Below are 17,268 nucleotides of genomic sequence, written 5' to 3'. Positions count from 1 at the left end.
AATCAATAAATTAAATAACCTTAATTATTTGTTATTTAATTATGAACTTAATATTAACATCACTGCAGCATTTTTAATAGATAAATAATAATCAAATAATGATAGTGTAACATTTATATACTTCCTTTGTAATAGAGCAAGGAGAATATGCAATATATCGTTATTATCGGCGCTTTTCAGGCATTAATATCACTTTGGTTTTTAAGAGTCAGAGAAAAGAAAGCTATCTCCAATAACCTTTTTATCATCCTTCTTTCGGCTATTGCTGTTCATCTGATCATTAAGTTTGTCATCTTCAAATTCATACCAGACGAGAGTATCAAACAACAAATGAATACCTTTATTTCTGCCTGTTATGGACCTTTGATATACCTGTACACACTGACTAAATCCGCAAAAGACTTTAATATTGCAACCAAATGGTATATTTTCATCCCTTTCTTTGTCCTGATGATTGCTTATTTTACCATTTCAGCTGTTTTCTTTATTATCGACCGGGTGGATCAAAGACTGCTTGATTTATACAATAATACCAGTATGATTGTAATATTCGCTACCAATTTATACTATCCTATTAAAAGTATACTCATTGCAAATGGGGGACACAATAAAATACTTCTTCACAGCGATTATTTAATTATTATAAGAATTTCTGGCTATATGCTTTTAACAGATTGTATCATTATTATTTCCAAAGTTTTAATCCATATCCAACCTCAATACACACAAATTATTAATGACATAGTGAGAAGCATTGCTTACACACTCCTCTTGGTTATATGCCTTCTTATTCTGAGAAAAAGTCTTACACAGGAAAGCTCCTCTCTCACCTCTACCAATACATTCGGAAATCCTATTTTATTAGCTAATAATCAAACAGAAACGATTACAGAAAACAAGACCATAGATTACGAATCCCGATTTCGGGAACTATGGGAAAAACTGGATAATTTGGTCGTTAAACAGCAATTGTTCAGAAATTACGATCTGACACTGGATCTGCTCTCTGCACAGACCAGTATCAATAAATATCAGATCAGTGAAATGCTCAACGGGTATAAGCACAAATCTTTCTATTCCTACATCAATGAATACAGAATAGAATACTTTAAACAGATCATTAACAAGGCCATAGAAAAGGATGAAGATATCAACTTCCTTTCTTTTGCCTATGAAGCCGGATTCAAATCCAAATCCTCATTTAATCGTTATTTTAAAGAGATTAACGGCAAAACACCTTCCGAATACTATAAAAATATAGTCCGGCAGAGAGATGAAGGCTCAGCTGTTTTTTAGAAACTACTCCCACAATTCACGTATAAAACGCAGTGCATTCTGATGACTGATTTTGTTTACAACCTCCAGTGTATATAATTCTATTAATCTCTCATTGATTGTATTATAAGCGGTGGAATCATCCATTCCTTCAAAGAAAAAAGGATACCTCGATTTATCCGGATGGTCTTTATCGTAAAAGAAATCACCTCCATAAGCCAGATTATCTTCAGCTCCCAACTCCATTCCATAGGCTATATGGTCATAGACGAATTCAGGATTGGTTTTATGGATATAATCTTTAATAAAATTGATCCCGATCAGTCCCTTTCTAGCAATCAATTCTTTAACCAGTTCATCAGGGAGATTTCTGTTATTAGGATAAACAGAACGGAAATTAGAATGGCTTGCCAAAATCGGAATCTTATAATTCCGCTGCGCAGTATAATTGAAAATATCATGCGCCAGCTGATCACTTGTATGTGCCAGATCTATAGCTATTTTCTTATCCGACAGATAATCTATAAGTACTTTACCATCGTCTTTCAGGCCCGCCTGAGAAAAGTTACCTCCACCAAAGCGGTTTTCATGGTGATGTGTGATTCCTATGTAGAAAATTCCCTTTGTATTCTCAATAATTTTTTCAAGGTTTTCGAAGCCTTTATCCAGATCCATATCTTCTTCACAGAAGTTAGAAGCGTTCTCTAGTGATGCTACAATACCCACTCCTTTTTGATTCTCCAGATTGCTTAAAGACTCTTTATCAAACAAATAAAAACCTTCTTTTCGGGTAAGCTCCGCAAAAATCTCACTCTGCCTTAATCCCTCTCCCCTACTCCCCTTAGCAGTTGCCGTATACAAAGCCATTACCTGAAGCATTACATTTCCTTCTTTCAGAAAAGGCAGCGAGCAGCCAATTTCTCCATCATCAATTCTTGTTCCCGGTCTTAGCAGATAATACAACAAATCGCAGTGAAGGTCTATATTATAGTTTTTCATAATTATATGTCTTAAGGAGGATAAAATTTATATATGTAATGGTCAAATATACGAGATACAGTATAAATACAGTCTATATATCTGATAAAGTCACAACTATATTGTTTGCGGCCAAATACTCTGATCAAAAAGAATTTTATTTAACTTTACGACATTAACAATATACTATCTAAAGCCTATTGACAAAGTTCGGATATGCCATTTTCTATGTTAAAAACATTATAAAATCTATTGAATCATATGAAAAACCATTTGGATTTGAAAAAAATTATAACAACGAAAATGATTAAGGAGAGCTTAATACAAGTGAAAAAAGTATTGCCTTTGCCTCTTTAGAACTTTTAACACCAACAACTATCTTATGAAAGCAGCGTTACTTATTTGTCTTACATTCTCCGGAGTTATTTTCTCCCAAACGCAGAAAGCTCAAAAAATACAAGCTGTATTTGAGAAAGCAGCAGCTAACGGACTTTTTAATGGTAATGTTTTGGTCGTAGACCACCATCAAGTGATTTACAAAAAAGCAATTGGCTATACCGATACTCATAAAAACACTCCGCTAACTACCGACTATAGATTTCACATAGGCTCTATTGCCAAAGAATTTAATGCTGTAGGTATAATGCTGCTACAAGACAGAGGCAAACTGAAACTTACCGATAATCTGTCCCAATACTTACCTGAATTACCAACCTGGAGCAAAAGCATCACCATAAGGGATTTACTAGGTTATACCAGTGGTATTCCCGATGTTCAGTGGAAGAATGTAAAATCCGATAAGGACAATATGGCCAATCTGATGAAAACAGAAAAATTAGACTTTGAACCAGGTACGCAGTACGCCTATAATAACAATAATGTGTTCCTGCAACGCAGGATTATCGAACGCATCACCGGACTTTCATTTAATGATTTCGTATATAAAGAATTACTTATTCCTAATAAAATTACCCATGCCGTAATCGACCCTACAGAAAAGGAATCTTTAGTAGCACATGCTTTTGACGAAAAAGGACAACAAGACCCTATGGACCTTCCTATTTCCGGATGGACAGCAGTTAATCTCGACGATTTCTATAAGTGGTCTCAAAGCATAGTCAATTTCAAAATAATATCCCCGGAGTCTACCCGTTTCCTTCTGATACCTTACTCGCCAAGCAAACAATCCGGATTGGGATCTAAAGGCCAAATGACTGATAATAAAATTATTCATTTCGAACACGATGGTACTGCACGAAACTATCAGGCTTTACTTGTTTGCAGTCCGGAAGAAGGCAGAGCTATTATTCTGATGACCAATAATAAGCAAAATAACCTGTTTGATTTCAACACTGCTATCCAGAATATACTCGATGGAAAGCCTTACAAACAAATCAAAAAACAGGTAATGCCACTATTACAGAACGATATAGACCAGTTACACAGTAAAGAAATACTAAACCGCTACCAGCTACTAAAAAAACAGTATGAGAATACTTATGCATTTGACAGCGAAGATAGCTTGAACAGCCTTGGCTATTATCTGCTCAATAAAAAACGTACAGACGATGCAATTGAAGTTTTCCTATACAACACCCAGCTATTTCCTAAATCGGGTAATGTATTCGACAGTCTGGGTGAAGCTTATCTTACTAAAGGAGACATGCCCAATGCCCTAAAAAACTACAAGCGTGCTGTAACATTAGATCCTGCAAATGAGAATGCTAAAAGTATTATCAATAAACTGGAGAACAAATAGGATTAACTGATTTATAACACTATTAACATATATACTTTACAAAATTTCAAAAAAAGTATGTAAGTTTGTATCGTGAAGCATTTAGGATTTATACTTGCTGTATTTTTTACATTCCTGCTCACTGTATCTTGCAGTGATGCTTCTCTCTATACAGGCAATACACAAACCACTGTCCAAAAAGACTCACATTCCCAGGACGATTATCATAGCGATTTATGTTCGCCATTCTGTACTTGTTCATGTTGCGGTATGCACATTACAGCAGCCAATTTTGCTGCTCTCAGCATCAATACTGTTTCACCGGTATATTATGACAAAATCGTTAGTACTCCTGTTATGTCAGCATTCGATATCACCTACGGAATCTGGCAACCCCCTAAAATTTAATTTTTAATTACCAAATGGCTGTATTACGGCCATGAAGTATTGTAACAGAAACTTTGCAATAGTGTTGCATGGTCATTCTGTTGAATCTTTGCAGTACCATTAGTCGGCTTTTAACATCATGTTATATGCTGATTATATGGACGTTAAATCATTAAAAATTAAATTATAATCCGTGTTAGATAAAATCATCAAATTTAGTATCAACAACAAAATTGTTATTGGTATTATGACACTTTTACTGGTGATCTGGGGCGTATGGAGCGCTACAAAGCTTCCCATAGATGCCGTACCGGATATCACCAATAATCAGGTACAGATTATTACCGTAAGCCCTACCCTTGCAGGCCAGGAAGTAGAACAACTTGTAACCTTTCCTATAGAACAAAGTATTGCCAATGTACCAGGGATACACGAAACCAGAAGTATTTCAAGATTTGGGCTCTCCGTTATTACTGTAGTATTTAACGAAAACGTAGACATTTATTTCGCCCGACAACTTATAGGTGAAAGACTAAAAACAGCTTCCGAAGAGATTCCAAAAGGTGTAGGAACTCCAGAATTAGCACCTGTAAGTACAGGACTTGGAGAAATATACCAGTATATCCTGCACCCTAAAAAAGGAAGTGAGAAAAAATACAGCGCCAAGGACCTTCGCACCATGCAGGACTGGATTGTCCGCAGACAGCTAAACGGAACACCCGGCGTAGCAGAAATCAACAGTTTTGGTGGTGAACTAAAGCAATATGAAGTAGCGATAGACCCTAACCGTTTGCGGGCGATGGGCATCAGTGTTACCGACATCTTCAACGCGCTGGAAAAGAACAACCAGAACACCGGAGGTGCCTATATTGACAAAAAGCCCAATGCTTATTTTATCCGTGGTATTGGTCTTGTTACCTCGCTAGATGATGTTAAAAATATAGCGGTAAAAGATGAAACCGGCAGTGTACCTATCTTTATAAAAGACGTTGCCGATGTACGCTTTGGTAGTGCCGTACGTTATGGCGCTCTAACCTACAACGGAAAAGTAGATGCTGTAGGGGGTATTGTTATGATGCTGAAAGGCGCTAACAGTAACGAAGTCGTAAACAATGTAAAAGCTAAAATCCCGACCATTCAGAAGTCACTTCCGGATGACGTTGTTATAGAACCATTTCTGGATCGTACAGATCTGGTAGAAAGAGCAATAGGCACAGTAGAGAAGAATCTTATTGAAGGTGCTCTTATCGTAATTTTTGTATTAGTCGTATTCCTTGGAAACCTTAGAGCAGGTCTTATTGTAGCTTCTGCTATTCCATTATCTCTGTTATTTGCTTTAGGAATGATGAATGTCTTTGGTGTAAGTGCCAACCTGATGAGTCTTGGCGCGATAGACTTTGGTCTTATTGTAGATGGTGCTGTTATTATTGTGGAAGCTACACTACACCATCTGGGACTCAGAAAGTCGGTGAACAGACTTACCCAGAAAGAAATGGACGAAGAGGTATTCCTTTCAGCTTCCAAAATCAGAAGCAGTGCTGCCTTTGGTGAGATTATTATCCTTATCGTATATATTCCGATCCTTACGCTTGCGGGTGTAGAAGGAAAAATGTTTACGCCAATGGCTAAAACTGTAGGTTTTGCTATTCTGGGAGCCTTAATCCTTTCTTTGACTTATATCCCGATGATGAGTGCTTTGTTCTTATCTAAAAAGATCTCCCACAAGGAAACTTTTTCAGATAAGATGATGAATAAACTGCAAAGTATTTATCAGCCTTTATTATTAAAAGCAATTAAAATAAAATATTGGTTAGTAGCAGGTACTGCATTTATATTCTTTGGTACGCTCATCATCTTTAAAAATATGGGTGGTGAATTCATACCTCAGCTGCAGGAAGGTGACTTCGCCTACCACTGTATCCTTCCGCAGGGAAGTTCACTCAGCCAGAGTATCGAAACCTCGATGCAGGCTTCACGGATTATAAAAAGCTTTGATGAAGTAAAAATGGTAGTCGGGAAAACTGGTGCTGCCGAAGTACCTACCGACCCTATGCCGCCTGAGGCTACAGATATGATTGTGGTCCTAAAACCACAAAGCGAATGGAAGATCAAAAAGTCTTACGATGAACTAGCGGATGAGATCAGTGAAAAACTGGAAAGTATTCCAGGCGTATTCTTCGAAAAGAATCAGCCTATCCAGATGCGTTTTAACGAGCTAATGACCGGTATCCGTCAGGATGTAGCCGTAAAGATATTTGGTGAGAACCTGGATTCTCTTGCGGTATATGCAGATAAAGTAGGAAAAGTGATTCAGACGGTTCCCGGAGCTACAGCTCCTCAGATCGAAAGAGTAAGTGGTCTGCCACAGATCAATGTACAATATGACCGTACACGTATGGCCAACTACGGACTCAGCATTCAGGATGTCAATGATGTTCTAAGCACAGCCTTTGCCGGTAAAGCGGCTGGCCAGGTTTATGAAAACGAGAGAAGATTCGATCTTGTGGTGCGTTTGGACAGCCTTCGCCGTACCAATATAGACGATGTCAACAACCTTATGATTTCTACCAAATCCGGTTTACAAATTCCGCTTTCACAGGTGGCTAATATCGATTACAAACTGGGAGCAGCACAGATAAGCCGTGAAGACGGAAAACGAAGAATTGTAATCGGATTTAATGTAAGTGGCCGTGACGTTGCCAGTGTGGTAAAAGATATTCAGCAAAAGCTGGATAAAGAGATAAAACTTCCAAATGGTTATTACTTTACCTATGGAGGTCAGTTTGAAAACCTTAAAGAGGCCAGCGATCGTCTGATGATTGCTGTACCTATATCATTACTTCTAATCTTCATGCTATTATACTTCACCTTCCATTCCTTCAAACAGGCTGCTCTAATCTTTACAGCTATCCCGATGAGTGCTATTGGTGGTGTATTTGCCCTTCTTGTTCGGGGAATGCCTTTCAGTATCAGTGCCGGAATCGGATTTATTGCCCTGTTTGGTGTTGCGGTGCTTAACGGTATAGTACTTATAGGTACCTTCAATCAGCTGAAAAAAGAAGGTGAAACCGATGTTCTGAAAAGAGTTATTGAGGGAACCAAAACCAGATTGCGTCCGGTTCTGATGACTGCAACTGTGGCTTCTATTGGGTTTTTGCCAATGGCTATATCTACAGGAGCAGGTGCCGAAGTACAAAAACCACTGGCAACTGTAGTTATCGGTGGACTGATTACAGCAACCTTCCTCACCCTATTTGTACTGCCTATGTTATATATTATTTTCAGTGAAAAAGTAAAAGGCCGTATTCTAAAGATGAAACCTAAAGCTACGGTAATCGTGCTATTCATTATGTTATCAGGATTGGCAGGACAAGGTCTGAAGGCACAGACCAGAACCATCGATATTCAACAGGCAACACAAATGGCTGTAGAAAATAACCTGCTAATGAAGTCCAAGGACTTGAACATTATGACCTCCAAAGCGCTAAGGCCAACAGCCAAAGAGCTCCCACAGCTAAGCGTATCTGCACAGCTGGGGCAATACAACAGTCCAAAGTTTGACAATTCATTTGCAATCTCTCAGACCGTTCCCTTCCCTACTATCTTCAAGGCAAGAAAGGAACTGATAGAGTCCAACATCAGAAGCAGACAGATTGAGAAAGAAGTCTCTATAAATGAATTGTTGAAACAGGTAAGATCTTATTATTACCAGATTGAATACCTGCAGTTTAACAAAACCAAGCTGGAGAGTCTGGACAATCTCTATCAGGATTTCATCCGTATTGCTACTGTAAGGTATAATGCCGGAGATATTAAAAAGATTGAAATCAGTACTGCAGAAACCCAAAAAGGAGAAATTGACCTACTACTTAAACAGAACCAGGTCTATCTGGACAATGCTTATAAGAATCTGAAAACCTTACTGAACACTTCAGAATCTATAGAAGTAACTCCTAAAGAAGCCTATTTTCCTTTAAAAATAGACTATGTTCTGGACAGTAGTGTAATTGCCAATAATCCGTCGGTAAGAGCTTTTTATCAGGAAATGGATATTGCTGAGAAAAACAAAAAAATAGAAAAAGCTCAGGGCCTACCGGAATTTACATTAGGTGTCACCAGCCAGTCTCTTACAGGTATGCATCCTACCAATAATGGCGGAGAAAAATACTACAATGGCTGGAACCGTTTTAACTCGGTAAACGTTGGTGTGAGCATTCCGCTTACCTTTGGTGCAACCAAAGCCAGAATACAATCACTGGAATACCAAAGGCAAGCTGCAGAAAATAATGCCAGGTTGCAGCAGCAACAGCTGACAACACAGTTTGATACTGCTATGCGCCAATACCGACAGGATGTGGACCAGTACAATTATTATGTGCAACAAGCCATTCCTAATGCCGAAAAAATTGCTAAAGCAGCACAACTCGGATACCGCACCGGGGATATTTCTTATGTAGAATATCTTTTCGCCCTGCAGACAACAACTAATATCCAGCTGAAATATCTGGAATCTATACAGCAAGTAAACCAATCTGTGGTTATTATTAATTCTATAATTAATCAATAAAATGAAACTGAAACAAACCATAATTTACCTGATAACTGCTTCTTTAATCTTCACCAGCTGTGGCAAAAAAGAAGCTGCTCCTGAGGCTAAAACCGAACAGCCGGCAAAAGCTAAGGACCATGAAGAGGCAGCACCGAGTATTGCAAGCCTTACCGAAGACCAGATACAGTCAGTCGGCGTTACTACAGGTCCCATAGAAATGAAGGAACTAACGGCTACTGTAAAAGCCAATGGTCTGCTTCGTGTTCCCAATAACAATAAAGCAACGGTAGCAGCTCTTTTCAGCGGGGTTGTAAAAACTCTTAATATTCTTGAAGGAGACTATGTTCGCAAAGGTCAGGTGATTGCCACAATTGCCAATCCGGAATACATCCGCGTGCAGGAACAGTATCTTACTACTATCAGCAGAATTGCTTTTGCCGAACAAGAATACAAAAGGCAAAATGAATTGTATGCTAACGATGCAGGGACCAAAAAGAACCTGCAGAGTTCTTCTTCCGAACTCAGAACCTTGTCTACCCAAAAGGCTTCTTTAGCCAGACAGCTACAAATGATGGGTATTAATCCGGCTTCTGTTACCAATGCAAGTATGAGAACAGGTTTGGCTATTACTGCTCCTATCAGTGGGACGATTAGTAATATCAGAGCACAGATTGGCAGTTATGTAGATGTATCTGCTCCTGTTGCCGAAATTATAGATAACACTTCGCTTCACCTGGATTTACAGGTATTTGAAAAGGATCTGCCAAGAATGCGTATTGGCCAGATCGTACATTTCAAACTCACCAACAATCCTGAAACGGAATACGATGCGAAGGTATACAGCATTGGATCTTCTTTCGAGAACGAAAGCAAAACAATTGCGGTACACTGTACTGTGATCGGGAACAAGACCGGACTTATTGACGGAATGAACATTACCGGAGTGGTAAGTTTGGATCACAGCACAACACCTGCTATTCCAAACGAAGCGATTGTAGAGGCTGATGGCAAATTCTATGTTTTTATACAAACGAATAAAAAGCCGGAAGCACATGAGGAAGCAGAATCAAAAGATAAAAAAGAAGCTGCTCCTGTTGAAAAATCACATGCCAAAACCATTAACTTCGAAAAAATTGAGATTATAAAAGGAACATCCGATATGGGCTATACGGCAATAACACCTGTAGGGCCGCTTGCTCCCGATGCCAGAGTTGTAGTAAAAGGGGCCTTCTTTGTCAATGCTAAGCTTACCAATGTCGGTGAGCACGAACATTAAATAAATTTACATTAACCCAAAAACACACATTTAATTAATGTAAACACGTCAGTCCGGGTAAATCGGTGTAATACTTTGATGCATTTTTATAATTGAATATGCTTTCAAAAGTTTAATTTTATATTGTTTAGTATTATTAATTATTACGCTATAATTATCATTTATCGTCATTTCCATTAAAAACCCGGACTGACTTTTTTAAATAAAAACGCCTTCATATTTTATATATCACAAGCAATAACACAACACACTATGCTGCTAAAAAAGAAAATATCCATCTGGTATTTTATTAATTTAATCAAATCCCAGTTATTACTGATCTCCATGTTTGCAGTGGCAATTGGTATTTTAGATCAGTTACCAGCCTTTCAGAAAATAACACTTCCCCTTGCTATTCCGGCATTGGTAGGTACAGCTGTATCTCTCCTGCTGGCTTTCAGGATTTCACAGTCTTATGAAAGATGGTGGGAAGCCCGTATGATATGGGGAGCCATTGTCAATGATTCCCGCACATTTATACGTCAAATTACCCAGGTACTTCCATTGGGAAGCGAGGCTATTATTCAGGAATTTGCCCAGCGCCAGATTATCTGGAACTATGCTCTTGGAGAGTCCCTCAGAAAGCTCCCTTTCTCAGATCGTGTTCAGGATTATCTTATCGACCACAGAATAGCTGCCACTAATATTCCCAATGCTTTACTGGACGAACATTCTTTACAGCTAAAGCAATTGGCCGATAAGGGTCTGATTAGTGAGTTCAGACTTATACAACTGAATGAAACATTAGCACGTTTATGTGACAGCATGGGGAAATGCGAAAGGATCAAGAATACAGTATTTCCACGTTCTTACAGCATTTTGGTACATAGCCTTATCTATGTATTTGCTGCCATTCTGCCATTTGGGTTCGACGACTCTCAGCTTTCCCTGTTAATTATAGAAATTGGAATTACCATTCTTATCCCTACCCTGTTTATCGCTATTGAAAAAACAGCTATTATTATGCAGGATCCGTTTGAAAATACTCCTGTAGATACACCAATGACTTCTTTGGCGCAGACCATAGAAATCAACCTAAGGGAAATGATTGGTGAGCAAGATGTGTCACAGAAAAAGAGAAATCCGTTATACTACGAAATGTAATACCAAACACCATGAGTGAAACGAATATACAAACAGCTTCAGCCTCCAGTAAGCATAAAAAAAACTTACTGATTGTACTTTCCTTCAGTGGTCTCTACCTTATCGCTGAAGTCATTGGTGGGATTATCACCAATAGTTTGGCCCTGTTAGCCGATGCAGCACACATGCTTACCGATGTTGTCGGTCTCTTACTGGCTTATATTGCCATTAGAATTGGTGAACGAAAAGCTACATCCTCCAAAACCTTTGGCTATTACCGTACCGAGATACTAGCCGCAGTAATCAACGCTGTTGTCCTTTTAGGGATTTCTATTTATGTGCTTTACGAAGCTTATCAGCGCTTCCTAAACCCACCAGAGGTACAGAGCAAAGCAATGCTTATCGTAGCTGGAATCGGACTTTTAGTGAACATTGCCGGGATGATGATTCTTAGAAAAAGTTCGGGTGACAGCCTGAATATGAAAGGTGCGTACTTTGAAGTATTATCAGACATGCTGACATCTGTCGGAGTAATGATTGCCGGTGTGGTAATGCTTACCACAGGCTGGTATTATGCCGATCCACTGATCTCTGCAGGTATTGGTTTACTGATCTTCCCGAGAACATGGCGACTTCTGATGGAAGCTATCCATGTATTATTGGAAGGTACTCCTAAAGATGTAGACATTAATGAACTGCGCACTACCATGGAAAAAGTACCGGGCGTTAAAAGTCTGCACGATCTCCATGTATGGTCACTAACCTCTGGTATCAATGCTATGAGTGCCCATGTTGTCTCCGATCAGAGCATTCCACATAATCAGATGCTGCGGATACTCACCGATCAGGCAACAAGCAATTTCAAAATTAGCCATACTACCTTCCAGATTGAAGACGAGGGCTATGTCGAAAGCGAAATGCATGATTAAAACACAAAAATTCAGATATACAAAAACCTTTCAGGAGTACTGAAAGGTTTTGTTTTTTTAAGCTTATAAAATATTAATCTTCCATTTAGTCATTAGATAAGACACAAATCTGCATTGTAATCATCAAATATTTTTAGATATTTGAGCAACAAACAAATAACAATGACCGAAAATCTATGGGTGCTTAAAACTGTCCATGAAAACCATATAACTTCACTAATTGATAGTTATCAGGATAGCCTTACCGAATACTATAATTATGACAGTAACGTTGCCAATTCTAAACAAATAAAAGCTGGCGATCAAGCAATTATAATTGACAAGAAACAAGTATTAGGCTTTGCCACTATTGCACAAGTCAAAGAAAGTACAGGTGAAAAAATCATTAGAAAATGTCCTATATGTGCAAATACAACTATCGATATACGCAAACAAAAGCTTCCCGAATATCGTTGCAGTAAAGGTCATGAGTTTGAAATTCCCATTGAGGAAACTAAAACGGTGACCAAATATAGTGCTATATTTAGTTCATTCAGCCACATAAGTAGTCAAAATCGAGATCTGGCACAACTTCGTCCTTATTATAGTAGCAACTACAACCCAAATATGTCAATGCAAAGACTTGATCTTGATGCTTTGTCATTGTTTAGTGTTTTTTCCAATGACTATTCTCTTATCTCTATCACACCAGAGGAAGGTTATATACAAAAAGAAACCGAACAATATACAATAAGCAATCAGGATGAACGCGAAATCATACAAAGAGCTATTAAACTAAGAAGAGGTCAACAAAGTTTTAGAAAAGAATTATTAAAAAAATACAACAATACTTGTGTAATTACAGGTTGTAAAATTACTGATATCTTAGAAGCAGCTCACATTAATCCTTACAGAGGTAATCAGGACAATCATCTCTCCAATGGGTTACTATTAAGAGCTGATATACATACTTTGTTTGATCTTAATTTATTAGGAATAAATCCTGAAAATTTCAGAGTAGTAATTGCTGATAAACTAAAAGGATCGGAATATGAACAGTATCATAATAAGGAGATCAATATTGATAAGGAAGATATTTCGTTGGAAGCTTTAATCAGAAGATACGCTCAATAAAAATATTTATAATCAATTAAATTACAAAAACTGGTATTAGTCGATATCTGTAATTGTAAATTTACTTATACCAGTTTTACGGTTGCACGATTACGCGGTTACACAATTTAGCAACCAACAACTAATATTATTTCCACTTCCAGTTAAGTTCTTGTTGCAACTGAATATTATAATCTTTAGACAACCTGCTGATTACCTGATTAAACTCCTGAGGATTCTGAACAGCACTTTTAGGTACAATGAATCTTTCACCGGTTTTCATTTTAAAGAAATAATGGGCATTAATTTCTTCTACAAGTTCTATATTGGGATACTTAAACTTTGCTTCAGCATGAGGCTCTGTCACAATAACATCGTGAGGGCCAAATACAGTCTTATAATTAACCCCTATCCTATTTTTCAGATTAGTTCTTATATTCTTTAAGTAAAACTTTTCATAACGCTTACGTTCATAGTAATATATATAAATAAGTGTAACAGTAATAGCTGCTGCTATAAAAACAAATAAAGAAACCATACTCATACTAAACATAAGCAACGAACAAATGATGTAGATTATAATCAAAAGCCATAACACCCTCTGTCGCTGCTGCTTTATAACCTGGTTTTTAGATGCAGCATACATATACAATTGTAAATAATCCTGTTCCTCTAGCTTATAATTTAATTCCATGAATGCTCGTATTAGTGAATGTTTGGGCAAAAATAAGATAAAATTATTTCAAATTGAAGAGGCTGCCGTTTGAATATCTGAAAATGAAATAATATAGAATTAGATAAATGTATATAATAATCTCATCAAAAACTCCCGACATAGCCGGGAGTTTTTTGATTGATCATATAAAATCACTTAAGGCATACGGCCAATTTCTTAATTCTAACTTCGTACTTCATATTTGTGTTCACCATGGTAACGGAGCCTTATCACCATCCTGATTCTCGGCATAATAGATAGAAGCCAGAAAATGTGACAGGTAGGTAAATTCTGAATAGCAATGCTGCATAAGTCCCAATCCAATCTCTTCTGGTAAAGGTTTGGGTGTATTGGCAACTGTTGCACCTAAATAAAACTGACTTTTGAGTACACAGCCAAATGGTGTATCACGGGCAACATGGAACATATAACCATCCACAGGGTCTCCATTATGGTCTACAGGAGCATGCTCACCAAAACCAATTCGTGCAAATACTACAGCGCCTACATCTTCATTTTCATATGCCTGATCTAATAATACAGGATTGAATATTTCTGCCGGATCATGGAATTTGATTATTGCCGGTAGCGGCGGAATATCTCCCAAAGATTCTGTAGCCTGTATTGTTGCTCCTATATAATTTTTGTTTTTCACCCAAAGACTGTCCCAGCCACCATGCGAGACATGGTCATGTGGATGCCACCATTTTAAATGTTCCGTTGTTTCGAAATATTTAAACCACCAATCCAGCATATGGCTTTTGCAGCCATGCAGATCCGTGCGTACTGAAATCTGAAGCATACCATTATCCAACCTTTTAACACCGGTTTCCAATAGCATAGGTTTTGGTGACAGTAATTGATTAACTGTTGAAAACATGGTTTCAGTTTCTTTATCTTCCGCTATCATAACTTTATTTTTTGGGGTTATTTATACCTCAAATGTAGGAGCGAAAGAGAATTGAAAAACTTAACCCTGGTTAAGACTTTGGCAGAATACGACTATGTCCTTTCTTTAGGATGCGACTGTAGGCTTCGGGAGTAATACCCAGAAATAAGGCAACGTATTTATACGGAACATCACGGACAATCTCAGGATAATGCTGTTGCATAAAAGCAATCATTTCCGGTTTCTGATACATTAGTTTTACATTGGTCATCCAGATATCTTCGGTAATAATCTTCAACACAATTTTGCGGAGTATCATTCCTACACTACTTCCATTGTAGTAATACTCCATAAACTGTGCAGCTGAAATATCAATCACCTTGCAATTTGTCATACTGACCACCTGATATTGAGAAACGGTTTGATTAAGAAGACTGTCGAAATTGGTGCAAAGATTTCCCTGAGTAAAAAATCTTCCGATTACCGTTTTATCCTTCATGGTAAATTCCGAAGCCAATATACCTTTCGCAACAAACAGAACATCGGTAAATCTCAGATGCTGCTTTAGAATAACCTCATTTTTTTTAAACGATCTTAAGCGTGCATTTTCCACTAGCTCCTGCCATTCTTTATCATGAGGAGCTTCTTTTAGTTTAAATATATCAATCAGGTATTCTTCTGTACTCTTTTCCGTCATAACCATCCATTCAATTTCAATATAAAATTAGGCTAATACAGCCATATAGCAATGGAATGATAAGTGAATGTGTTAATTTGCTAAACCGTGTAATCGTAAATTTGTTAATACGTTCACACGATTAATCAGTTACACGGTTAAACGATTTTACAATTATAATATGTTAGTCTGTGAATTCGTGTAATCGTAAATTTGTTAATACCGTTATACGATTAAACAGTTACACGGTTAAACGGTTTTACAATTATAATATGTTAATCTGTGAATTCGTATAATCATAAATTTGTTAATACCGTTATACGACTAAACAGTTACACCGTTAAACGATTTTACAATTATAATATGTTAATCTGTGAATTTGTGCAATCGTAAATTTGCTTATATGGTTATACGATTAAACAGTTACACGGTTACATGGTTTTACAATTAACTAACAACCAATTCCTCATTATCCCTTATATTTGTTCTGATTAATACTATATCATTATGTTTTCTCCTGTAAAATCTGCATTTATATTGTTACTTGTCTTCGGTTTATGCTCTGTCCAAGGACAAGAAAAAGGCCCTATCAATTCCTCAGATGGTCCTTATGTCATCTATAAAGGCGACAGTATTCTTGTACAGCAAATAGAACAGGGTGGACAAAAAAAGGAGCAATATCTTCAGAGTAATAAGAAAGCAATAAAACTGAGAATCAATTTTTCTGATGCACCGGAGAAAAATTTTGAAGTAAAACTAAGACAGAATATTTTAAATGAGTCTTCTACATGGACCCAGCCCAAGAAAATGCTTGTTCTGTCAGATATTGAAGGTGAATTCGATGCGCTGAGAGACCTGTTACTAGCCAACAAGGTCATTAATAAAAAATACGAATGGATCTTTGGAGACGGCCACCTGGTAATCTGTGGAGATTTATTTGACAGAGGAACCGAAGTCCCGGCTACGATGTGGCTTCTTTATAAACTGGAAGAAGAAGCCAAGCTGAAAGGAGGCTATGTACATACCATTTTAGGCAACCACGATATTATGAATCTGGCAGGAAATTTTAAGTACGTAGATCAGAAGTATTTCCTGAACGCTGAAAAACTAAATCTTTCATATGCTGATCTATACAGTGAGAAAACAGAACTAGGCCGGTGGCTGAGAAGTAAAAATCTGATTGAAAAAATTGGAGATAACCTATGCATGCATGGTGGCATTTCTCCGGATGTCAATGATCTGGGGCTAACTATAGAAAAGCTAAATGAAATAGCCAGACCTTATATTGGCTGGAAAAATCTTAAAAACACTGTCACTGACAGCACTATCCTGAAAATATTTAATAGTAAAGATGGTATTTTCTGGTTCCGCGGATACTTTAAAGAACCTGTAGTAGATGAGAAAATTGTAGACCAGACCCTGTCTTTATTTCAGGTAAAAAGAATTATTGTAGGTCATACCATTGTAAAAACTAATGTCGGTTTTTATTACAATAAAAAAGTATTGGGTGTAGATGTAAACCAGCATAAAGGAGACCATCAGGCTGCCTTATTTGAAAATAATAAATGGTACAAAGTAGGTCTTACCGGAAATAAAGTATTGTTATAAAATTATGATAAACTTACACAGAAGTAAGCTTTAC

At 37.4% G+C, this 17,268-nt stretch carries 13 protein-coding genes; 9 read left to right on the top strand and 4 right to left on the bottom strand.

All coding sequences use genetic code 11. The features are described 5' to 3' along the window. Window positions 1–147 precede the first annotated feature (147 nt). Window positions 148–1,296 carry an AraC family transcriptional regulator gene (locus C8J95_RS03535; protein ID WP_107808774.1) on the top strand — a complete coding sequence of 383 codons (1,149 nt, stop codon included), beginning with the start codon at window positions 148–150 and terminating at the stop codon, window positions 1,294–1,296. 3 nt (window positions 1,297–1,299) lie between these two features. Here the strand turns inward: C8J95_RS03535 and C8J95_RS03530 are convergent, their stop codons facing one another. Then, window positions 1,300–2,274 (bottom strand): dipeptidase, encoded by a 975-nt coding sequence (locus C8J95_RS03530; protein ID WP_107808773.1) that lies wholly within the window; start codon window positions 2,272–2,274, stop codon window positions 1,300–1,302. A gap of 361 nt (window positions 2,275–2,635) precedes the next feature. Here C8J95_RS03530 and C8J95_RS03525 point away from each other — a divergent pair, with 361 nt between their 5' ends. The 7 genes from C8J95_RS03525 (at window position 2,636) to C8J95_RS03495 (ending at window position 13,367) form a co-directional block, all read left to right on the top strand. Next, complete coding sequence (locus C8J95_RS03525; RefSeq protein ID WP_107808772.1) at window positions 2,636–4,012, top strand: serine hydrolase domain-containing protein; 1,377 nt, start codon at window positions 2,636–2,638, stop codon at window positions 4,010–4,012. Between the two features lie 72 nt (window positions 4,013–4,084). Then, entirely contained in the window at window positions 4,085–4,399 is a 315-nt protein-coding gene (locus tag C8J95_RS03520; RefSeq protein WP_107808771.1) for a DUF6660 family protein, read from the top strand. 172 nt (window positions 4,400–4,571) lie between these two features. After that, window positions 4,572–8,945, top strand: a complete 4,374-nt coding sequence (locus tag C8J95_RS03515) for a CusA/CzcA family heavy metal efflux RND transporter (RefSeq protein WP_107808770.1) — start codon at window positions 4,572–4,574, stop codon at window positions 8,943–8,945. Between the two features lies 1 nt (window position 8,946). Beyond that, complete coding sequence (locus tag C8J95_RS03510) at window positions 8,947–10,203, top strand: efflux RND transporter periplasmic adaptor subunit (protein ID WP_107808769.1); 1,257 nt, start codon at window positions 8,947–8,949, stop codon at window positions 10,201–10,203. Between the two features lie 252 nt (window positions 10,204–10,455). Beyond that, the gene (locus C8J95_RS03505) at window positions 10,456–11,346 is read left to right on the top strand and encodes a bestrophin family protein (protein ID WP_107808768.1); all 891 of its coding nucleotides are present in this window, start codon (window positions 10,456–10,458) and stop codon (window positions 11,344–11,346) included. Window positions 11,347–11,357: 11 nt separating this feature from the next. Beyond that, the gene (locus C8J95_RS03500; RefSeq protein WP_107808767.1) at window positions 11,358–12,254 is read left to right on the top strand and encodes a cation diffusion facilitator family transporter; all 897 of its coding nucleotides are present in this window, start codon (window positions 11,358–11,360) and stop codon (window positions 12,252–12,254) included. Window positions 12,255–12,416: 162 nt separating this feature from the next. Beyond that, window positions 12,417–13,367, top strand: coding sequence for an HNH endonuclease (locus C8J95_RS03495; protein ID WP_107808766.1), 951 nt, complete (start codon window positions 12,417–12,419; stop codon window positions 13,365–13,367). Window positions 13,368–13,494: 127 nt separating this feature from the next. On the opposite strand, the gene C8J95_RS03490 is transcribed toward C8J95_RS03495, so the two are convergent. The 3 genes from C8J95_RS03490 to C8J95_RS03480 form a co-directional block, all read right to left on the bottom strand. Next, on the bottom strand, window positions 13,495–14,040 hold the full coding sequence (locus tag C8J95_RS03490) for a YcxB family protein (RefSeq protein WP_107808765.1): 546 nt from the start codon (window positions 14,038–14,040) through the stop codon (window positions 13,495–13,497). 229 nt (window positions 14,041–14,269) lie between these two features. Then, window positions 14,270–14,971 carry a DAPG hydrolase family protein gene (locus tag C8J95_RS03485; protein ID WP_221407233.1) on the bottom strand — a complete coding sequence of 234 codons (702 nt, stop codon included), beginning with the start codon at window positions 14,969–14,971 and terminating at the stop codon, window positions 14,270–14,272. Window positions 14,972–15,041: 70 nt separating this feature from the next. Then, the gene (locus C8J95_RS03480; protein ID WP_158267938.1) at window positions 15,042–15,647 is read right to left on the bottom strand and encodes a Crp/Fnr family transcriptional regulator; all 606 of its coding nucleotides are present in this window, start codon (window positions 15,645–15,647) and stop codon (window positions 15,042–15,044) included. Window positions 15,648–16,133: 486 nt separating this feature from the next. Here C8J95_RS03480 and C8J95_RS03475 point away from each other — a divergent pair, with 486 nt between their 5' ends. After that, the gene (locus C8J95_RS03475) at window positions 16,134–17,234 is read left to right on the top strand and encodes a metallophosphoesterase (RefSeq protein ID WP_107808763.1); all 1,101 of its coding nucleotides are present in this window, start codon (window positions 16,134–16,136) and stop codon (window positions 17,232–17,234) included. The last annotated feature ends 34 nt before the right edge of the window (window positions 17,235–17,268 follow it).

The organism is Elizabethkingia sp. YR214, assembly GCF_003058195.1.
Classification (GTDB): Bacteria; Bacteroidota; Bacteroidia; order Flavobacteriales; family Weeksellaceae; genus Elizabethkingia.
Note: the sequence above shows the minus strand (reverse complement) of the source record. Positions and strands in the feature narration are given on the sequence as shown.

Bases quoted from the DNA above. Each gene is read 5' to 3' on its own strand.
- C8J95_RS03475 (WP_107808763.1), top strand. From the start codon at position 16,134: ATGTTTTCTCCTGTAAAATCTGCATTTATATTGTTACTTGTCTTCGGT.
- C8J95_RS03535 (WP_107808774.1), top strand. From the start codon at position 148: ATGCAATATATCGTTATTATCGGCGCTTTTCAGGCATTAATATCACTT.
- C8J95_RS03510 (WP_107808769.1), top strand. From the start codon at position 8,947: ATGAAACTGAAACAAACCATAATTTACCTGATAACTGCTTCTTTAATC.
- C8J95_RS03505 (WP_107808768.1), top strand. From the start codon at position 10,456: ATGCTGCTAAAAAAGAAAATATCCATCTGGTATTTTATTAATTTAATC.
- C8J95_RS03495 (WP_107808766.1), top strand. From the start codon at position 12,417: ATGACCGAAAATCTATGGGTGCTTAAAACTGTCCATGAAAACCATATA.
- C8J95_RS03485 (WP_221407233.1), bottom strand. From the start codon at position 14,971: ATGATAGCGGAAGATAAAGAAACTGAAACCATGTTTTCAACAGTTAAT.
- C8J95_RS03500 (WP_107808767.1), top strand. From the start codon at position 11,358: ATGAGTGAAACGAATATACAAACAGCTTCAGCCTCCAGTAAGCATAAA.
- C8J95_RS03530 (WP_107808773.1), bottom strand. From the start codon at position 2,274: ATGAAAAACTATAATATAGACCTTCACTGCGATTTGTTGTATTATCTG.
- C8J95_RS03490 (WP_107808765.1), bottom strand. From the start codon at position 14,040: ATGGAATTAAATTATAAGCTAGAGGAACAGGATTATTTACAATTGTAT.
- C8J95_RS03525 (WP_107808772.1), top strand. From the start codon at position 2,636: ATGAAAGCAGCGTTACTTATTTGTCTTACATTCTCCGGAGTTATTTTC.
- C8J95_RS03480 (WP_158267938.1), bottom strand. From the start codon at position 15,647: ATGACGGAAAAGAGTACAGAAGAATACCTGATTGATATATTTAAACTA.